25 protein-coding genes and 1 pseudogene are annotated in these 17,376 nt (G+C 66.8%); 2 read left to right on the top strand and 24 right to left on the bottom strand.

What is annotated here, in order from left to right; all coding sequences use genetic code 11:
• Positions 1-382 precede the first annotated feature (382 nt).
• Complete coding sequence (locus PH586_RS09025; RefSeq protein WP_271347421.1) at positions 383-592, top strand: carbon storage regulator; 210 nt, start codon at positions 383-385, stop codon at positions 590-592.
• A 34-nt stretch (positions 593-626) separates the two neighbouring features.
• Positions 627-1,178, top strand: coding sequence for a hypothetical protein (locus PH586_RS09020; RefSeq protein WP_271347420.1), 552 nt, complete (start codon positions 627-629; stop codon positions 1,176-1,178).
• 41 nt (positions 1,179-1,219) lie between these two features.
• Here the strand turns inward: PH586_RS09020 and PH586_RS09015 are convergent, their stop codons facing one another.
• From PH586_RS09015 to PH586_RS08900, 24 genes and pseudogenes are all read right to left on the bottom strand, one after another.
• Positions 1,220-2,488: a phage late control D family protein gene (locus PH586_RS09015; protein WP_271347419.1), complete on the bottom strand. Its 1,269-nt coding sequence runs from the start codon at positions 2,486-2,488 to the stop codon at positions 1,220-1,222.
• On the bottom strand, positions 2,485-2,925 hold the full coding sequence (locus PH586_RS09010) for a phage tail protein (protein WP_271347418.1): 441 nt from the start codon (positions 2,923-2,925) through the stop codon (positions 2,485-2,487). Before PH586_RS09010 ends, PH586_RS09015 begins: the two co-directional genes overlap by 4 nt.
• A gap of 14 nt (positions 2,926-2,939) precedes the next feature.
• Complete coding sequence (locus PH586_RS09005) at positions 2,940-5,492, bottom strand: phage tail tape measure protein (protein WP_271347417.1); 2,553 nt, start codon at positions 5,490-5,492, stop codon at positions 2,940-2,942.
• Entirely contained in the window at positions 5,482-5,601 is a 120-nt protein-coding gene (locus PH586_RS09000; RefSeq protein WP_271347416.1) for a GpE family phage tail protein, read from the bottom strand. Before PH586_RS09000 ends, PH586_RS09005 begins: the two co-directional genes overlap by 11 nt.
• An 8-nt stretch (positions 5,602-5,609) precedes the next feature.
• Positions 5,610-5,969, bottom strand: coding sequence for a phage tail assembly protein (locus PH586_RS08995; protein ID WP_271347415.1), 360 nt, complete (start codon positions 5,967-5,969; stop codon positions 5,610-5,612).
• Positions 5,970-6,041: 72 nt separating this feature from the next.
• Positions 6,042-6,557, bottom strand: coding sequence for a phage major tail tube protein (locus tag PH586_RS08990; protein ID WP_271347414.1), 516 nt, complete (start codon positions 6,555-6,557; stop codon positions 6,042-6,044).
• Positions 6,558-6,615: 58 nt separating this feature from the next.
• The gene (locus PH586_RS08985; protein ID WP_271347413.1) at positions 6,616-7,785 is read right to left on the bottom strand and encodes a phage tail sheath protein; all 1,170 of its coding nucleotides are present in this window, start codon (positions 7,783-7,785) and stop codon (positions 6,616-6,618) included.
• Positions 7,786-7,955: 170 nt separating this feature from the next.
• Positions 7,956-8,705, bottom strand: coding sequence for a hypothetical protein (locus PH586_RS08980; protein ID WP_271347412.1), 750 nt, complete (start codon positions 8,703-8,705; stop codon positions 7,956-7,958).
• 9 nt (positions 8,706-8,714) lie between these two features.
• Positions 8,715-10,532, bottom strand: coding sequence for a tail fiber protein (locus tag PH586_RS08975; RefSeq protein WP_271347411.1), 1,818 nt, complete (start codon positions 10,530-10,532; stop codon positions 8,715-8,717).
• Positions 10,532-11,080 (bottom strand): phage tail protein I, encoded by a 549-nt coding sequence (locus PH586_RS08970; RefSeq protein ID WP_271347410.1) that lies wholly within the window; start codon positions 11,078-11,080, stop codon positions 10,532-10,534. The genes PH586_RS08975 and PH586_RS08970 overlap by 1 nt, the downstream gene beginning before the upstream one ends.
• Positions 11,073-11,969, bottom strand: a complete 897-nt coding sequence (locus PH586_RS08965) for a baseplate assembly protein (protein WP_271347409.1) — start codon at positions 11,967-11,969, stop codon at positions 11,073-11,075. The genes PH586_RS08970 and PH586_RS08965 overlap by 8 nt, the downstream gene beginning before the upstream one ends.
• Entirely contained in the window at positions 11,966-12,310 is a 345-nt protein-coding gene (locus tag PH586_RS08960; RefSeq protein WP_271347408.1) for a GPW/gp25 family protein, read from the bottom strand. The genes PH586_RS08965 and PH586_RS08960 overlap by 4 nt, the downstream gene beginning before the upstream one ends.
• Positions 12,311-12,312: 2 nt before the next feature.
• The gene (locus PH586_RS08955; protein WP_271347407.1) at positions 12,313-12,606 is read right to left on the bottom strand and encodes a PAAR domain-containing protein; all 294 of its coding nucleotides are present in this window, start codon (positions 12,604-12,606) and stop codon (positions 12,313-12,315) included.
• Positions 12,606-13,100, bottom strand: coding sequence for a phage baseplate assembly protein V (locus PH586_RS08950; protein WP_271347406.1), 495 nt, complete (start codon positions 13,098-13,100; stop codon positions 12,606-12,608). Before PH586_RS08950 ends, PH586_RS08955 begins: the two co-directional genes overlap by 1 nt.
• A 71-nt stretch (positions 13,101-13,171) precedes the next feature.
• Entirely contained in the window at positions 13,172-13,633 is a 462-nt protein-coding gene (locus tag PH586_RS08945) for a phage virion morphogenesis protein (protein ID WP_271347405.1), read from the bottom strand.
• Positions 13,630-14,163, bottom strand: coding sequence for a phage tail protein (locus PH586_RS08940; protein ID WP_271347404.1), 534 nt, complete (start codon positions 14,161-14,163; stop codon positions 13,630-13,632). The genes PH586_RS08945 and PH586_RS08940 overlap by 4 nt, the downstream gene beginning before the upstream one ends.
• Positions 14,160-14,378 (bottom strand): Rz1-like lysis system protein LysC, encoded by a 219-nt coding sequence (gene lysC, locus PH586_RS08935; protein WP_333908322.1) that lies wholly within the window; start codon positions 14,376-14,378, stop codon positions 14,160-14,162. The genes PH586_RS08940 and lysC overlap by 4 nt, the downstream gene beginning before the upstream one ends.
• Positions 14,344-14,709, bottom strand: a pseudogene (locus PH586_RS08930) (Rz-like lysis system protein LysB); the annotation flags it as partial. The pseudogene PH586_RS08930 and the gene lysC, both read right to left, overlap by 35 nt.
• Positions 14,706-15,548, bottom strand: coding sequence for an N-acetylmuramidase family protein (locus tag PH586_RS08925; protein WP_271347402.1), 843 nt, complete (start codon positions 15,546-15,548; stop codon positions 14,706-14,708). The pseudogene PH586_RS08930 and the gene PH586_RS08925, both read right to left, overlap by 4 nt.
• On the bottom strand, positions 15,545-15,859 hold the full coding sequence (locus PH586_RS08920; protein WP_271347401.1) for a phage holin, lambda family: 315 nt from the start codon (positions 15,857-15,859) through the stop codon (positions 15,545-15,547). Before PH586_RS08920 ends, PH586_RS08925 begins: the two co-directional genes overlap by 4 nt.
• Entirely contained in the window at positions 15,852-16,388 is a 537-nt protein-coding gene (locus PH586_RS08915) for a hypothetical protein (protein ID WP_271347400.1), read from the bottom strand. Before PH586_RS08915 ends, PH586_RS08920 begins: the two co-directional genes overlap by 8 nt.
• Positions 16,379-16,588: a tail protein X gene (locus PH586_RS08910; RefSeq protein WP_271347399.1), complete on the bottom strand. Its 210-nt coding sequence runs from the start codon at positions 16,586-16,588 to the stop codon at positions 16,379-16,381. The genes PH586_RS08915 and PH586_RS08910 overlap by 10 nt, the downstream gene beginning before the upstream one ends.
• Positions 16,588-17,061, bottom strand: coding sequence for a head completion/stabilization protein (locus PH586_RS08905; protein ID WP_271347398.1), 474 nt, complete (start codon positions 17,059-17,061; stop codon positions 16,588-16,590). The genes PH586_RS08910 and PH586_RS08905 overlap by 1 nt, the downstream gene beginning before the upstream one ends.
• A complete protein-coding gene (locus PH586_RS08900) occupies positions 17,058-17,351 on the bottom strand; it encodes a hypothetical protein (RefSeq protein WP_271347397.1) in 294 nt (97 codons plus the stop codon). The genes PH586_RS08905 and PH586_RS08900 overlap by 4 nt, the downstream gene beginning before the upstream one ends.
• Between the last annotated feature and the right edge of the window lie 25 nt (positions 17,352-17,376).

The raw sequence follows: 17,376 nt of genomic DNA, 5'->3' as shown, positions 1-17,376 counted from the left end.
ACCGATTAGCCACAAGTAGTAAGCGCAAGCCCCGGCCAATAGCCGGGGGGTTGCGAAATGTGCCAGCCGTTTGAATTCACTTGATTGCTGTGTTGGTGGCACGTTGCCATATGCTGACAATGGAACGCTCCCGGGCGTTTTAGGCGGTGCTGGTTTGGCACCGGGCGCCCGTCACATGGAAATGGACTGGAGTGCAGCATGTTGAGCAACCTTACCGACCTGGTACGCCTGATCAGGCTTTATTGCTCGTTGAGCAAGCGGCAGCGCGGGGACATCTTGCGGATATCTGAGGCGTACGCGCAGTCAGCCAAGTAAGGAAACACGAACCCCCGACCTGGTGCCGGGGGGATTCTGGAATATCTCACCCTGCAAGGATGCGCCCATGTTGATTCTTACCCGCCGTATTGATGAATCCCTCGTGTTGACCGTTGCCGATGACGTCGACCCCGTGCAACTGGCCGAAAGCCTGCGCCAGGGCATCACCATCACCCTGTGCGATATCGCCGCCCATCAGAGCTGGGCAAAGATTGGCGTGGAAGCGCCCAGAGAGGTGCGGATTATGCGAACTGAGTTGTTGAGCCGGGGCGACTAGCGTGCTTTTTCAGCCAAGTAAAGGAGTCTCGAGCATGCGTCATCCAGTCCCAGCATCACTAGCAGCTACCTACACCACTGACCTCTGCCTGCGAGCCGTTCCGGGTGCGCTGCCAATATCGGTGCCGTATGAGCCGCTGGCTGGCAAGCCGCAGATGGAGTGCTTCCCGATTGTGGCCGAGCATGTGGCCCTGCATGGTGGGGAGGCTCTTATCGGTTGGGCAATTTGGGAGGTGCCGGGTGTTTTTATCGAGGCCGAGTTCCACAGTGTCTGGAAGGATGCCAGCGGTTTACTGCACGACCTGACGCCTCGGTCGATTCCTTTTGAAGCCATCCTTTTCCTGCCGGACTCGACCCGGCAATACCGTGGCCGGCAGGTTGACAATATTCGCCAGCCCTTGGCGAAGGATCTGGATGTTTACCGGTACTTGTACCTGGTGTCGCGGACTTTCGAGTTGATGAATGCCGGAGACCTGGCCGAGCAGTATGGTGAAATCAGCCTGCCGCCGAAGGCTGCTAAGGAATACCGGAAAGTATTGGGCGAGCTGGCGAAGCTGCAGGCGCGGCTTGATCGGCGCTATCCATGAGTACCCTACATTGCGCGTTTTATAGATGATGGCTGGTCTGTTCATTGTTGGTTCTCCTGCATCTTCTTCCATTCCCGATCCACCGCCCGCTGTGCGCTGGCCTTGCTGCTGTAGAGGTGGTGCAGGCGCTTGGGCGTGCTCTGCTCGCCGGCGGTGAGGCGCTTCTCGGTGCCGGTTTTCTCGTCGCGGTACCAGGCCAGTACGCCGCTGTAGTTGCCGCCGCTGGTGTCGGCCAGTTCATCGAGGTTGTCCTCGGGCAGCTGGCTCTGTAGCTCCAGGCTCATGGTGTAGCCGGCATCTGCGGTGAGGCTGTGCTGCACGTTGCCGCCGTGCCAGATGATGGCGTCTATCTCGCCCTTGACCCCGGCCAGGGTGTAGGTGAGCTCGGGGATCAGCTCCGGGCGGGCTTTGGCCAGGGTGTAGCTGAGCGTGGCGCTGCCGCGTTGCAGGCGCTGCCATTCGGCGCGGGCGGCGCGCAGGGCGCTTTGTTGGTCGCTGTAGCTGTGGCGCAGGTCCTTGAGGTTGGCGCCACCGCCGGCGATGGCCTCCTGCTTTTTCGCGCTGTTGACGTCGTAGAAGTAGGCGCGCACGCCGTCGTAGCTGTCGCGGTCGGCCTGCAGGTAGCGGTGCTGGTCGCCGTCTGCCCTGGTGAGGGTAATGTGTGGCAGGTTGGCGCCGCTGACGCTCTTGCCGCCGCTGGCGGGCATGCACAGCAGACAGCCGGCCTTGACGGTGGCCACCGCGTCGAAGTCCTCGCCGAGGCGGGTGAGCAGGTTGGCGTCGGACTCGTTGGCCTGGTCGAGCTGCAGGATGGGCAGGGCGGCCAGGGCCTCGGCGATTTTGGCGGTGAGCTGGTTGCGGCTGGCGATTGTTTGCAGCACGGCGCCGAGGGTGGTGTCGCTCCAGCTGGTCTCGCGCTTGACCTTGAAGCCCTTGCGCAGGTCGGCGCTGCGGGCGCGGATGTTGAGCACGTCTGGCGCGCCGCTGTGTTCGGTTTCGTCCACGGTGTAGCTGCCTTTGTCTACCAGGCCGCTGTCGCTCCAGCCGAGCCACAGGCGCAGCACCGCGCCCTTGGGCGGGATGGCGAGCAGGCCGTCGTGGTCGCTGAGGCTGAGGTCGAGGGTGTCGGCCTCGATGCCGCGGTTGTCGGTGAGCCCGAGGCTGATCAGCCGCGGGCTGATGAGCTGGGCGATGTCCTGGCCGTCTACGGTGATGCGGTACAGCGCAACCGGGTAGTCGTTGTCGCCGATCAGGCGGCGGCCGGCCTGGCGGATGGCGCCGGTCACGGCGCTGATGGCGGCCTCGATCACAGCACGGCCCGGAGGATGTTGCCGACACTGCCGAGGGCGGCGCCGAGCTTGTCGACCTGGCCGTCATCGATGCGCGCCAGGCTTATGCTGAACTCGATACGCCGCGCGGCGCCGTCGGGGAAAAACAGGGTGCGGGTTTCGCTCAGATCCTCGATCACCCAGATGCCGAGAATGCGCCCGGTGCCCTCGACCAGGGGCCAGGCCTTGCCGGTGTCGGCCATGGTGCGCAGCACGTCGAGGCTGATCGGCGTGCCGGCCAGCTCCGGCAGGATGATGCCGGGCAGGGTGATGAGGTCATCGCCGCGGCCGGCGAACTGGCGCGCCGGGTTGGTGCCGACGCGGGCACTGCTGGGGTGTCGCCAGTCTGTTTTACGTTGCAGCTCCTGGTAGGCCAGGGTGGGCAGGCTGAACACGAACATGCCGAGGGCCATCATCATGGGGAGTACTCCTGTTAGTCCTGGTCGGCGAGGCGACCGCGCTGGCGGGCCTGCTGCTGTTGCTGGGCGGCGGCCAGCTGGCGTTGCACTTCGCGGCCGATGGCGGCGGCGTCCATGCCGGGGGCGGCGTTGATGGTGAAGTTGTAGGTGTCGCCGCCGCGTGCAGGGCTGGCACCGTTGCGGGCGCTGATCGGCGCACGGCTGTCGAAGCTGATGCCGGCATTGCGGCCGAGCATGTCGCTGCCGGCGCTGGCGACGCCTCTGGCGGTACCGGCGATCTGCCGCAGCACGTCGCGCTCTCCACCGGCCAGGCCCTGGCCCAGCCCGGCCATGGTGAAGCCGCCCAGTTCGGCGAACACGCGCGAGGGGCTGTGAATGCCGAGGGTGTCCTTGAACCAGCCGATCGTGGAATTACCCGCGCCGACAATGGCGGTTTTGACGCTGCCCATGGCGTTGGTGATGCCGCTCACCAGGCCGCTGATGAGCATGGCGCCGAACTCGCTGAACTTGCCCGGTAGCTCCAGGCCGAAGTAGCCCATCACGCCAGCGAACGCCTTGTAGAACAAGCCCAACGGCGACCAGTTGAGCAGCAGGCTGGCCACGCCACCGATGCCGCCGGCAAATGCCGCTTTGATATCGGCCCAGAGGCCACCGAAGAAGGCCTTGATCGGCTCCCAGTAGGTGTAGATGGCGTAGGCCGCGAGGGCGATGGCGGTGATGGCCAGGCCGATGGGGTTCATCAGCAGGGCGCGACCGATCAGCATGACGCCCTTGGCGACCAAGGGCAGGGCGGTTTTGCCGAGCCTGAACAGGGTGCTGGCCAGCCCTGCGCCCTTGATGCCGAACAGCGCCATGCCGTAGCGCACCATGGCGAACGGGCCGAGGATGCTGGCCAGGGCCAGGGTGAGGCCGCCCATGGTCGCCATGAGAATGCCCAGGCCGGCGGCGGTCTTGATGATTTGCCCGGCCAGTTCGGGGTTTTCGGCGATCCAGCCTTTGACGCCGCCGATAATGCCGGTGAAGGCCTGGGTGATGCCGCGCATGGGCCCGTTCTGCTGCTCCTGCATCTGAATGCCGAGGTCTTGCCAGGCGCTGTTGAGGGCATCGAGGTCGCCCTTGAGGTTGTCGCCCATCACCTTGGCGGTGGTGTTGGCCTCACCTTGGGCCTCGCGCAGGGTGCCGATGAACTTCTGCAGCTCGCCGCTGCCGGCCTGCTTGACCAGCACCTGCAGGCCGCTGACGGCCTCTTCGCCGGCGATACCCTTGAGCAGGCCCTGGCGATCGGCGTCGCCCATGTTTTTGGTTTTCTCGTAGATCTCCTGCAGCACGGTGGGCATGTCGCGCAGGTTGCCCTGGGCGTCCTTGGCGCTGATGCCGAGTTTGTCCAGGGCCTTGGCTGCCATCTTGGGCGGTGCGCTGAGGCGGCTGAGAATCGCGCGCAGGGCGGTACCGCCCATGCTGCCCTGGATGCCCGCGTCGCCCAGCTTGCCGGCCATGGCGGCCACTGTTTCGATGTCCTGGCCCACTGCACTGGCCACCGGCGCCACATATTTCATGGTTTCGCCGAGCATCTGCAGGTTGGTGTTGGAACGGGTGAAGGTGCCGACCAGCACGTCACCCAGGCGCCCGGTTTGCGCGGCGCTCATGTTGAAACCGGTGAGGATGTTGCTGGCGATATCGGCCGTCTCGGCCAATTCAGCGCCGCCGGCCTTGGCCAGGCTGAGCATGCCCGGCAGCGCCGCCTGGATGGCCTTGGCGGTAAAGCCGGCCATGGCCAGAAAGCCCTGGGCGTCGCTGGCGTCGGTGGCGGTGAACTGGGTGCTGGCGCCAAGCTGACGGGCCTGGGCGCGCATGGCCTGTAACTCGGGCGAGTCCTTGCTCTGACGGGTCAGGGCCGCCACCTTGCTCTGGCTGGTGTCGAACTCCAGCCCGGGCGCCATCATCCGCGCGCCGGCGTAGAGGATGCCGCTGCCGGTGGCCAGGCCGGCCGCGCCGGTACCGGCCATGCTTCCGGCCAGGCCCTGGGTGTTCTGATACTGGGCCTTGGCCGCCGCCAGGCGCTTTTGCTGGCTGGTGATGCGCTTGAGGCGGTTTTCCTGCTGGCTGAGGGCGTTGTTGGTGGCGCCGATTTTGGCGCGCAGGTCGCGCTCGCCCTGGCTGAGGTTACGGGTGCTGATGCCGGCGGCGTTGAGCTTGGTGCGCAGGCCCTGCAGCTGCACTTGCTGGGCGCCGTGGCTTTGCTTGAGGGCGTTGGCCGTCCGCACGGCGGCCTTGAATTCACGGGACATTGCCCGGGTGGGCGCACCACTGGCGGCGATGTCGCGGCTGAGCTGTTTGACCTTGCTGCGAGCGGCGCCGAGGGCCTGCTCGGTTTGCTCGGCGGCAGCGCGCTGGGTGCGCCAGGCGCTGACGTCCTTCTGCTGGTTGTTCAGCTCTTTGAGCTTGTCGCGGGTGTCTTTCAGTGCCCGGGCGGCGCCGATGCTGCCGCCCTGGATGCGCTTGAGCGGGGCGGTGACTTTGTCCAGCGCCGAGAGGATGACCTTGAGTTGTAACTTGTCAGCGCTCATCGGCTTGGCTCCGTATCCGCGCCCGTTCGCGCCAGTCCATCAGTTCGGTGAGGCTCAGGCGGTTCATGGCCGCCGGAGCCCAGTGGAACACCACGGCGAGATCCGCCATGGCGTCTTCTACGCGGTGAGGAAGGCTTCCGCCTTCGCTGACTTCTTCAACAAAAAACTGGCCACCTTGCTGCCCAGGTCGACCAGGTCGGCCGGGTCCATGCGGCCGACCTCGATGTCGGTAAGGGCTGGGCTGGTGATACGCGGCAGCACCTTGCGCAGAGCGTTGACCTCGAGGTTCATCAGCTCGACCAGGGCCACGCCGCGCAGCTCGCCGGCCATTGGTTTGCGCACGGTGATCGTGTCGATGCTGGTGGTGCCGCGCACGATAGGCGTGTCCAGTTCGCAGACTTCTTCGTTGGGGTTCTTCACCGGCTCAGGTTGGGCGGTGATGGCCGGCGCGGCGCTGGCGGTGTCGGACTTGGGCATGGTGCTCTCCTTGTTGATAGTTGCCGGCCAGTTGGCCGGCCGGGGTGGTGTGCTGCCGTAGCTGCCCACGGCTTAGATGCCGAGGGCTTTGCGTTGCTCTGCGAGCATGTCGACGCCGTCGATGATCTCGATGAAGTTGAGCAGGTCGACCTCGATGATCACTTCACCGTTGACCACCAGCTTGTAGTAGCTGCAGGTGGTGGTGATTTTGTGCTCGGTGTCTTCGCCGGGGGCGGCATCGCCCATGTCGATGGTTTCGTGGCGGCCGCGCACGACCATTTCCACGGCGACCACTGCGCCGGTGTCGTCCTGCTGGTAGGCGCCGACCCAGCGCAGCATCACGCCGTCGGCCTTGACCGCGCCGAACTGCTTGAGGGCGATCAGATCCAGGCCGCCGAGGGTCCAGTCGAACTGGATGCCATCGTCTGACCAGCCGAGGTCGGCCTTGACCGGGCCGTTCATGCCGCCGCCACGGTAGCCTTCCATCTTGCGGCTGAGCGGCGGCGGGGTGGCGGACTTGCAGACGCCCAGGTAGCTTTCGGCGTCGTTGAACATGTTCATGTTCTTGAGTTTGCGGGGCATGGCCATGGGGCTGCTCTCCTGGCAAGGGGTGGCGGGCGCGGTGGTTCAGGCCGCGCGGGCGGGGTTAGGCGTTGATCTTGGCGGCGAAGTCGACCAGGAACTTGTCGGTGATGCGCTGGCGCAGGGTCAGATCCTCGAGCGGCGGCACCGGGGTGTACTCGTAGTCGATGAACAGCTTGCCGGCCTTGAGGGTGGTGGCGTCGTTGGCTTCTTCGTCGTACCAGCAGTCGAAGCCGATCAGGTAGCCCTGGCTGACCAGTTCGCGGCCCTTGGCGTTGATGCCCTCGATGATGTCGCGCACCAGGGAGGGGTGCATGGGCTTGTCCACGGCCCAGAAGTGCGCCTCGGCCATGGTGTCGGCCAGCACCTGGGCGGTGCGGGTGTAGTTCTCGAAGGCGAACAGCGGGTCGGCGCTGCAGGTGCGCGAGCCCCAGAAGCGGAAGCCGCTCTCCTGGATGAGCGTGGTGACCTCGGCCTCGTTGAGGTAATTGGCGTCGGTGGCGGGGTTTTGCAGATCCCACCAGACGTCGGCGCTGATGCCGGTGACGCCGCCCACCGGGACGTTGGAGAGGGTCTTGTGCCAGCCGATTTCCTTGTCGAGCTTGGCGCGCAGGCCCAGGGCGCGGGCCACGGCCGGCGCGACGACGGTGGTGCTGCTGACGGTGTCCCAGCGCTCGAAGCTCGGCCAGATGACCATCACCTCGCGGTCGCCGAAGTTGTCGCGGTAGGCGACGGCCTCTTCTTTGGTGGCGCAGTCGTAGGCGGACACGTAGGCGAAGGCGCGCAGGTCCTTGGCGATGCTGGCCAGGGCGGTGGCCACCGGCAGGCTGTCCAGCCCGGGCACGCCGAGAATACGCGGCACCATGCCGAGGCGGCCCTTGGCGGCGAGCAGGGCCTTCATGCCGGTGTACTTGCCCTCGGCGGTGGTGGTGCCGATCAGGTTGGAGACGGTGGCGGCCTCGTCGACGCCCTCGGCCACGCGCACCACGATGGTGAACGGCTTGGTCTGGTCGGCGACGGCCTGCAGGCTGGCGGCCAGGGTGCCGCTGGTGCCGGCGCTGCCGACGGCGGTTTGCACGTTGGTGATGAGCACCGGGGTGTCGAGCGGGAATACCAGCGGGTCGGCATCCTCGCCGGTGCAGACCATGCCGACGACGGCGGTGGAGACGGTGCGAATCGGGCGGGTGCCCTCGTTGATTTCGAGGACGCGGACGCCGTGAAGGTAGTCGGGCATGGTGGCTCCTGCGGGTAGCGGGTGTGCGAGCGTTTGACGGGACCAGTGAGGCTGTAGGTTGACGCGCGCGCGATGGGCGGGCGAGCGGCGGGGCTGGTAGCGGGGGGCGCTACAGGGCGCAGATGCAAAAAGCCCCGCACGGGGCGGGGCTTCGGGTGGTGCCGGTGGGATCAGGCGTTGTTGCCGATGCCGGCGACGGCGGCCTCGATGCTGGCGATGGTTTCGGCGGCGATGTTCTGGGCTTGCTCGACGTTGTTGGCGGCCATGGCCTGGCGCACCAGGTCCTTGGCGCCGAGGCGGGTTTCGCGCAGCAGGTAGAGGGCCTCGTTGTACTGCGCAGCTTCGACCAGGATGCTGTCGGCGGCCTGCTGTGCGGTGCGGTCACCCATTACCCATGCCGCCACCGTGCGCGGCACTTCCTCGGGTGGGTAGCCGGCGGCTTTGAAGGCCTGCGCCTCGCTGGCCGCCAGTTGGTACTCGACTGCGCGCAGGGGGTCGCCGGCGACCTGGGCGCGTGCGGTGTCTGCTGCGCCGTCGATCTGGGTGCAGAGGCTCGCCTGCAGGGCCAGCAGGTTGGCCGCTTGCAGCTCGGCGTCTAGCGCCCAGGTGCTGCCGGTCCACTGGTAGTCGGCCGAGGGGCGCGGCTCGCTGGTCAGCCCGTCGGGCAGCTCGCCCAACTCGGTGTGCTGCTGTGCGGCGCCAGTGGCGGTGCTGTAGACGGTGCCACGTTGGTCATTAACCAACTGCCAGGCGCTGCCGTCTTCGCTGCGCTGGGCGGCCTGGCCTGTGGGCGCATCCGGCGGCGCGTCGGTGTAGGCGTGGGCCGGGATCAGCCAGGCGCCTTCCTCCAGCGGGTCAGGGTCGGCGTTGGTCGGGCCGAGGTATTCGCGGGTGAGAGGGTTGGCGCAGTAGATTTCCATTGTTAGTCCTTAGTATTTGATGCAGGCGAGCAGGGCGATGTTGCGCGGTCTTGCTACGCCAGCGACGCCAGCGACGGCCCCAGCACTCAGATCGGTGTTAGTGACGGTGGAGGGGACGCCTGTTATAGCTACTTGAGGGTAGGCGCTTGCATCTAAGTCTTCGTCAGCCCCGACATCAATCCGCGCCTGTGCCGCGTTACCCGTTGGGTTGGTTTCTATATTTGACCTAACTCCATAAGAGGCGGGGCTGGGGCTGGCAGTTGTGCCAGTGTCGATACCGTAGATGGAGCCCTTTTGCGCAGATCCTAACTGGCGCCCAGGATCAACTCCGCGCCCATCGTCCCAGCCGCGCAGGAACTCGCCGCGCAGGTCAGGCAGCTGGAATGTGGTTGATCCATCGCCTGCACCGAACGTTGTGCCGATAGCGGCGAACAGGGCGGCATAGGTGGAGCGGCTGATGGTGGCGCCGTTGGCTTTCAACCAGCCGCTGGGGGCTGTGCTTCGTGCGAAGGGCGCTACTACGCCAACCCCGACCGCCGACTGTACGAACTCAGTGGTCGCGAGCTGGGTGGTACTGGTGCCGGCGACAGCGGTTGGTGCCGTTGGCGTGCCAGTCAGTGCCGGACTGGCCAGGCGGCCGATTTCATCCCAGTCGCCCCAAACACCAAGGCTCATTACACGAATAAAAATACGTGTCGATGAAACTGCAAAATAAAGTTGCCGCCGATAGGTCGTTGATGCGTCCCAATCCTGATGCCAAAGGTATCCAGATCCCTGGCCTGGCGGTAGGCCTACCGCTCCAGCACCAACCACATGGAAACCGGCAGTAGTAATAGCATCTAAATCAGTCTGCCGGACTTTTGCGCCACCCGACTCACCCAAGCCGAAACCATTATTAGCAACAAAAGCCGTTAGGCGCGCAGCCAATGGCTGTTTGCCTGCCAGGGCATTGGTCATGGTGGTGGCGAAGTTCGGATCATCGCCCAAGGCGGCGGCCAGCTCGTTGAGGGTGTCGAGCGCGCCAGGCGAGGAGTCGATCAGGGCAGCAATAGCGGCCTTGACGAATGCGGTGGTGGCCAGTTGGGTGTTGTTGGTCGCCTGCGCCGCGGTCGGCGCGGTTGGCGTGCCCGTCAATGCCGGGCTGGCCAGTGGGGCTTTCAGGACGATAGCCGCATCCAGCAGGGACTTTACAGCCGCCACGAACGCAGTGGTCGCCAGTTGCGTGGTGTTGGCTCCGGCCGCGGCAGTTGGCGCGGTGGGCGTACCCGTCAATGCCGGGCTGGCGAGCGGCGCCTTTTCATCCTGCAGCTTCTTGCCTTGGGCGGCGGTCAGTGCCTTGCTGGTGCTGGGGCTGATCAGGCTATCTTCCAGCTGGACCACGCCGGGGGTGTCGGTGGTGGCCGGCGGGTTGAGGAAGGTGACGTCGCCGAAGCTCAGGCTGGCGGCGTCCAGCGATTCGAGAATGATGTCGACGGCAAGCAGCAGGGTGGAGGCGCCGGCCTTCTGGATGATCCAGCCGGCGCCGGCCACCTGCGAGTAGACCGCGACCAGGGTGCCGCTGGCGCTGTACAGGCCGAACTCGCCGACGTTGTAGGCGTCGCTGCCTTCATCCTTGGCGATAACGTGGATGGTGTCGGCCGCCACCGCCTGGCCGGCGATCGAGCCGACCCGCTTGACCTCGGCCGTCAGCGCCGTCTGCGCCTTGCTGGGGGCGTACTGGCCGGTACCGAAGCCGATCTCGGTGATGACCACCGGGCCGGTGCCGGTGTTGTCGGCGTTGATGATTTCGGCGCGGCCGGCATCGGTGATGGTGATCAGTAGTGCCATTAGGGGGCCTCAGTGCATTGCAGGCGGCGGTAGACGATCGGGCGGGCGGCGCCTTGCAGGCCGAGGCCGCCGGTTGCCGCCAGCCCGAGGGTGAAGGTGAAGTGCGAGCGCACGGGCTTGGTGCGCTCGATTTCGGCGATGACGTCTTGCTGGTAGGCCGCGGTGTTGGGCACGCCGGCGCCGAGGGTGAGCACCACCTCGAAGGTGTGCGGGGTGCCCTTGGGGCTGAGCTGCCACCATTCGCGCAGGGCCAGGGCGTTGCCGAACGAGGCCACCACGTCGCGCACCGACTTAGTGGTGCCCTTGCGGCGCTGGATCTCGATGGCCTGGCGGATGCGGGCGCGTTTTACCGCTTCTGGCCAGTAGGGCTGCCAGCTGTCGAGCGACAGCGACCAGGCCAGCCAGGGCAGCAGCTCGGCGGGGCAGGTGTCGGGGTTCCACAGTTCGCGCAGCGGCACAGCCAGTTCAGCCAGGCGCGCGGTGCTTTGCTCGATGGCGCGCTCGAGTGCGGTGGCGTTACTGGGCAGGAGGCTGGGCAGGTTACTCATCGAGGCCGCCGTCGGTCAGGGCGATGGCGGTGCAATAGGAGGCGCTTTGCCGATCGATGACCAGAGTGGCGGCTGGCTCGGTCAGCTCCACCCGCTGCACGCCGGGCTGGTGCAGGGCGGCGTAGATGCCCGAGAGGGTGACGTCGAGCCCCAGGCGGTGCTGGCTTTCGGTGTAGGCCTCGATTGCCGCTTGGGCGGTGGCCATGATCACGGTGCGATCCGGGCCGGCATAGAAGTACAGGGCGGCCTCGACCTGGTAGGGGACGATGGTGGCGCCTTGGACCTGGACGAAATCGGTGAGCGGGCGGACGTCCTCGGCCGAGAGGCTGGCCTCGACCGCGGCGAGCAGCTCGGCGCTGGCGGTGCCGTCGCCGTCACGCGAGAGCACGGTGACCAGCACCTCGCCGGGGGTCGGGCTGATGGCGCTGGCGTCCAGCACCAGGCCGTCGGCGCTGAGCGCGTGGAAGATGTAGGCGCCCTCGGGGCCGGCGGTGCTGAGCCCTTCCAGGGACAGTTGGATGCGGTAGCGGAAGTCGCTGTTTTTCTCGAACACGGCGGCGGTCGGCGGGCTGGCGTCGGGGTCGGCCGGGGTGACCTCGAGGCGGGTGACGCCGAACGTGGCACCGAGCTGGTCCAGGTCGGTATCCATGGCATAGGACAGCATCACCGCCTTGGCCGCCTCATTGATGCGCTGGCGCAGCACGGTTTCGCGGTAGGCGGCGACCTCGAGGAGCTTCATCACCGGATCCGACTCGAGGAAGGTGTCGAACTCGGGCAGGCGGGCGGCCAGGTCGGCGAGCATTTCGGCGAGGACCTGCTCGTAGTCGATGACCTCGATGACCTGGGGCGCGGGAATGAGCGCCAGGTTGATGGCGGTGAACTGGCTCATCCGATGGCCCCCAGGCTGAGCGGAATACTGATGCTCTGTTGTTCGTTGCTGTCGATCACGGTGACGTCCAGGGTCAGCTCGAACTGGCCGGCCATGCTGGCGTCACTCAGTTGCACGCGGCTGATGCGCACGCGCGGTTCCCAGCGCATCACGGCCATGGCGATGGCGGCGTAGCAGAGCAGGCGGGTGGCGGGGTTGCCGGGCTGGTCGATGAGGTCGACCAACTGGCTGCCGTACTGGCGGCGCATGACGCGGCTGCCGATGCGGGTGGTGAGGATGTCGCCGATCGACTGGGCGATGTGCTCGAGGGTGGTGATGCTGCGGCCGGTGTGCCTGTTCATACTCAACCTCCCGCGAATACGTTGGCGCTGCCGGCGGCGACGCTGGAGCCACAGGCGACCGGGTCGCCGATGCGGCCCAAGGGCTTGCCGTTGGCGAACACCGTGGCGCTGCCGTTGGCCAGCACGCTGGCATGGGTTTCGGGAATGCTCGGGCAGGTGTGTGCGGCCCAGGCGTCGCCCTGGCGGTGCACGGCGATGCCGTTGACGTAGACGCTCGGCGAGGCGCCGGTGCTCGGGCGCGGCGGCCAGCAGCCGTGGCCAGTGCAGGCGTCGCCGAGGCGGGTGACGGCGGCCATCAGTTGAGATCCACGCGGGCGGCGGTGACGGTGAAGTTGCCGGCCGCGACGATGCTGACGTTGCCGCCGGCGGTGATGCTGATGTCGCCGGTGGTGGTGATGTCGGCAGTGCCGGGGATGGTGGCGCTGAGCCTGTGCGCGGCGCTGTCGTATTCGATGACGGCGCCGTCGCGGTAGGTGCTGCGGTGCAGGGCGGCGCGGTCGCCGTTGGCCGGGATCAGATCGGAAAACAGGCCGGTGATGGCCACGCCGTTGGCTAGTTGGCCGGAGGGGCTGAGCAGGAGTACTTGCTCGCCGACGGTGGGCGGGTTCCATTCGCGGTCGGCGCCGGCGCGCGGGGTGAGCCAGGGCAGCCAGGCGGTGAGCAGCGTGCCGGTTTGCACGCGCACGCGGGGCGGCAACTGTTGCGCAGGGTCGCCGTGGTCCACTTCGGCGATGGTGCCGAGGCGGATCAGGTTTTCCAGCAGGCGGGCGAGGGTGGCTAGATCGTTCATGGGGTTGATGGTGGCGCCCTCGCGCGAGGGGCGCAGCCGTGGCGCGCTGTAGCGCGGGCGCTTACAGGGTGTCAGGTGCCGGCAAGGTGCTGCAGGACCTGGTCGCGGACCATTTCGCGTTCGGCAGCGCTGAGGCCGAGCAGTTCGCGCTTGGCGTAGTGCACGTCTTTGGCGCCCGGCGCGGGGCGATCGCGCAGGCCGTACTGGTGCACGCGGGCGATGCGACTGATGCGCCCGGCGAAGCCGACGGTGGCGGCACTGGCGCTGCCGCTGGCCTTGACGTAGCGCACGGTGCGCAGCTTGGTGAACATTTTGGCCTTGCGCTTGATGCGCCCGACCTTGCCGCGCAGCTTGCGCTGTTTACGCGGGGCGAAGGGCGTGCCGTCTGGGTTGCGCTGGGCGACGATGCGCTGCTGTTGGCTGCGCCGCAGCTGCTGGGCCACGCTGCGCGCCAGCTTGCCGCGCTGGGCCGGCTCGATGCGGCTGATCAGCGGGGTGAGCCAGTCGCCCAGGTCATCGAGCATGTCGCTCATGGCGCGGGCCGTTTGATTTGTGGCGACTCAAGGTCGACGCCGATCGGCGTCGGTGGAGCGGATTCCCACTCGGCCTGGAGGATGCCGTCGGCGTAGAGCTGGTAGGTCTGCGCCGGCAGCTGCTCGGTGTATTGCGGCTCGCCCGGGTAGCTGATGAGCAGCTGGCCGTCCTCCTGGCGCTTGACCAGCACGCGCTCGGTGAGCGGCAGGCTGATGGCCATGTCGACCTTGGCGTTGTCGAGCACGTCGACCTCGAAGGTGATCGAGTCCTTGCCCAGCTCGAGGTTGGTGAGCAGCTCGGACTGGTTGACCAGCAGCCAGGCCAGCAACGGCACCACCACCGTATTGGGGCTGCCGGCGAAATCCGTGAGCAGCAGCTGCAGGCTGTAGCTGTACTCGAACGACAGGCCGGCGGCGGCGGTGCTGCGTACGGTGCCCTGGTCGACGAACACCATCAGGCGATCGGGGTTGTGGCGCAGCTCGGTGATGGCGCCGAGCAGGTGGTCGCGCAGGCTTTGCGGTTTGTTCATGGGTCGGCTCGCGGCTGTTGGTGGCGGTAAACCATGTCGACCTGGGCGGCGCATTCAGCCCAGGCCAGTTCGGCGCGCTCGGCGTCGGTGAGCAGCTCGCCGTTAATGGCCGGGCTGGTCGCCGGCAGGACGCAGGGCACCACTGCGGGACAGCCAATCTCGATAAGCTGCGGCGCCGGTGATGGCGGGTCGTTGGCGCAGCCGCCGAGCAGCATCAGGCAGAGGCTGGCTTGCCCAGCGCCTAAGATCAGAATTTTCACGTTTGAGTCCCTCGATCTGGGTTTCGCGGTCGCTGAGGCCCTGGCGCAGCAGGTTCTGGGTGCTGCGCAGGGAGGCTTGGGCGGTGCGCTCTTTGCCCAGTTCGGCGGCCAGCCTGTTGGCATGCGCCGCAATCTGGCGGGTTTGCGCTTTGGATTGCTCGAGCAGGCTGATGGCCTGATCTGCCCTGGCCTCGGCGGCATCCAGGCGCAGCGTCTGGATCCATACCGCCCAGGCCAGGGCAGCGAGCAAGGCGATGCCGTAGAGGGCTCGGTGCAGGGTGGTCATGCCGCCACCTTCTGCCCACAGCCACAGTCAGCATGCCGCCGGTAGGCGCGATCGAGCTTCACGTCGTACAGGTTGCGGGCATAGGCCGGGCCGTTGTAGCGCTTGGCGAATTGCGCCCACTTGCGAGCTTTGAGCGCCTTGAGCAGGGCCGGGTCGGCTTCGATAAAGCGCACGAACGCCTCGAACTGCTCGGCCTCGCTGCTGGCTATGCGGGTGGTGAAGTCGGTGATGCTGGCGTAGCCGAGCGCTTGCCAGTGGTAGCCCATGATCTGGAAGGCGCCCCAGCTGGCCGACTCGTCGGCGCAGAGCGCATCCAGCAGGCGGGCCTGGGCCAGGCGCTGATGTTCGGCGGTGCCGCCGGCATAGCCGCCCGGGCGTGGGTTGACCAGGGCTGGGTAGGTGGCGGCGAGCTGCTCGGCGTGGGCTTGCAGCGCCGCGGCGTCGTCACCCTCATGGCGCGGGGTGCCGAGCAGGCGGTGCATGACGTGGCGTTCGAACAGCACCTTCGGCTTGCCGTTGCTGAGGAAGCCTTCGCCGAGGCTTTCCACTTCGTTGACGGCGTAGATGGCGGCCAGGTCGACGCCGAGGCGTTTGGCGGCTGCCACCAGGTGGATATTGCCGAGCAGGCGCGAGCAGTCGGCGCCGAGCAGGGCGGCGCGGGTTTTCGGGCCGGCGATGCCATCGGCGACCAGGCCGGCCTTGAGCTGGTAGGCGCGCACGGCGTGCTCGGTGGCGTCACCGTAGTCGCCATCGGCGAACAGCTGGGCACCGCGCTGGTTGAGGGCTTTTTGCAGGAGCAGTACGGCCTGGCTGCGGTCGCCGTGGCGGAGACTGGTCATAGTTCATCTACCTTGCGATCAAGCAGACGCTCGGCGGCGGCGCGGCTGGTTTCGACGCCGAGCAGGCCGACCACGCAAGCGAGGAACACCCCGGCGCCCTGCGGCGCGCCGATCAGCTCCGGGCCGTAGGACACACCGACGCCGAGCAGACCGCACAGCGGGGCTTCCAGGGCCAGTTGGCGAAACTTGCCGCCGGTGTAGATGATTCGCCAGACGGCAATAAGCAGGGCCAGGCCTCCGGCGTAGAGCGCAGGGAAGTTGTGCTCTAGCCAGGTGGCGAACCAGGCCCAGGTTTCGGGGCGGTCAGGCATGCGTTTCATCCTGTTGTCCTGTGGTGGCTGGGGTGATGGTGCCGCGGGCCATATCAACCAAGTAGGCAGGCCGCTCATTGATCTGGTGGGCGAGCTGAACGAAGGGCAGGCGGTTGATGCGCTGCACCACTTCGCCGAGCTGGGCCGGGCTGTAGCGCTGCGGGCTGGTAAAGCCGAGCGCGGCGGCGCAGAACTCGCTGCAGAACCAGCGGCGCCGGCTGTGCAGGCCGCTGGCGAGCAGTTGGCTGAGGAAAATGCCGAGCCAGTCGTAGCCCATGGCCTGGTGCTGCTGGTAGAGCCATTCGATGTTGTGGCGTTCGGCCCAAGGCAGCGGGAGCAGATCCCAGTGCTCGATGTTTAGCTCGAGGCGCTTGGCACGCACGCCGCCGTCCATGGCGCTAGCCGAGAGCCAGCGGCCGTCGGGCATGACAATTTCGCAGTGGCTGTATTTGGAGCGCGTCCACAGGCGGATCAGGCGGTTGAACAGGGTGCCTTGGCCTTTGTAGAGGGCGAGGTAGATCAGTCCCATAGGTTCACCATCTGGCGTTGAGGTTGCGGGGCTTCGTCGGGCATGAGCACCAGGGCGCCCTGGGCGATGATCGGGCCGTTGTCGGCAAGCCCCGGGTTGGCCTCGAGCACGGCTTCGGTGACGCCGGCGGTACGGCCGTAGTGGCGCCAGCAGAGGGCGTCGACGGTGTCGCCCTGGTTGGCGCGCAGGTGCATGGCCATCAGATGAGTTCCACGGTGGTGCGGCGTTTGCCGAGCAGGTCGCTCATGGCCCAGCGGGCGTCGCGGCGGTATTCGTCGATGCTGGGGGTGAGCTCTTCGGCGTTGGCGTTGCCGGTGTTGGTGCTGTCGTAGCTGCGGTAGCGCTCGGCCAGTTCGGCGCCGGCGGTGCAGTAGACGGCGCGCAGGTAGAGGTGCACCGGGCGGCTCACGCCCTGGATCAGCGGGCCGGGCACGTCGGCCAGGCCGGCGTAGCCGAGGGCCTGCTGGGCGAGCTGGTAGGTTTCTAGCTCGCGGTTGACGCTGAGCACGGCGTTGACCAGGGCGACTTCGAGGCGCATGGAGCTGATGCTGCTGTCGAGGCGCAGGGCGGCGCGCACGGCTTCACCGTCGAGATCCGGCCACCAGCCGTCGTTGCTGATGGGGTGGGGCTCGGCGGCGGCGGGAATGCTGCCGTTGGCGATGAAGCCGCTCATGCTCTGGCCCCGCGCCGGTCAAAGTCGTGCACGGAGCCGAGGATCTCGCGGCGGGTGAATTGGCAATGGCGCTGGCAGAGGCTTTCCAGCAGCTGGTTGGCGTTGCGATTGACCAGGAGAAACTCCTGGTGAGTCGCCGGGGTGATTTCGCCGTAGCGGATCGGCCCGGTGCAGACGCTGCGGTCGTATGCCTCGGTTTCACGGACATATTGCTCGGCAATCGTCTGCAGCTGCTGTTCGCGCTCGGTGAGCGTGAAGTCGCACTGGTACAGGTCCGTGAATCTGTTCATGTTCTGGCCCTAAAACGGCGGTGGT

Origin of the sequence: Pseudomonas aestuarii (genome assembly GCF_027988105.1) — a bacterium.
Taxonomy (GTDB): domain Bacteria; phylum Pseudomonadota; class Gammaproteobacteria; order Pseudomonadales; family Pseudomonadaceae; genus Aquipseudomonas; species Aquipseudomonas aestuarii.
This window is presented reverse-complemented; position numbering and strand designations above follow the sequence as displayed.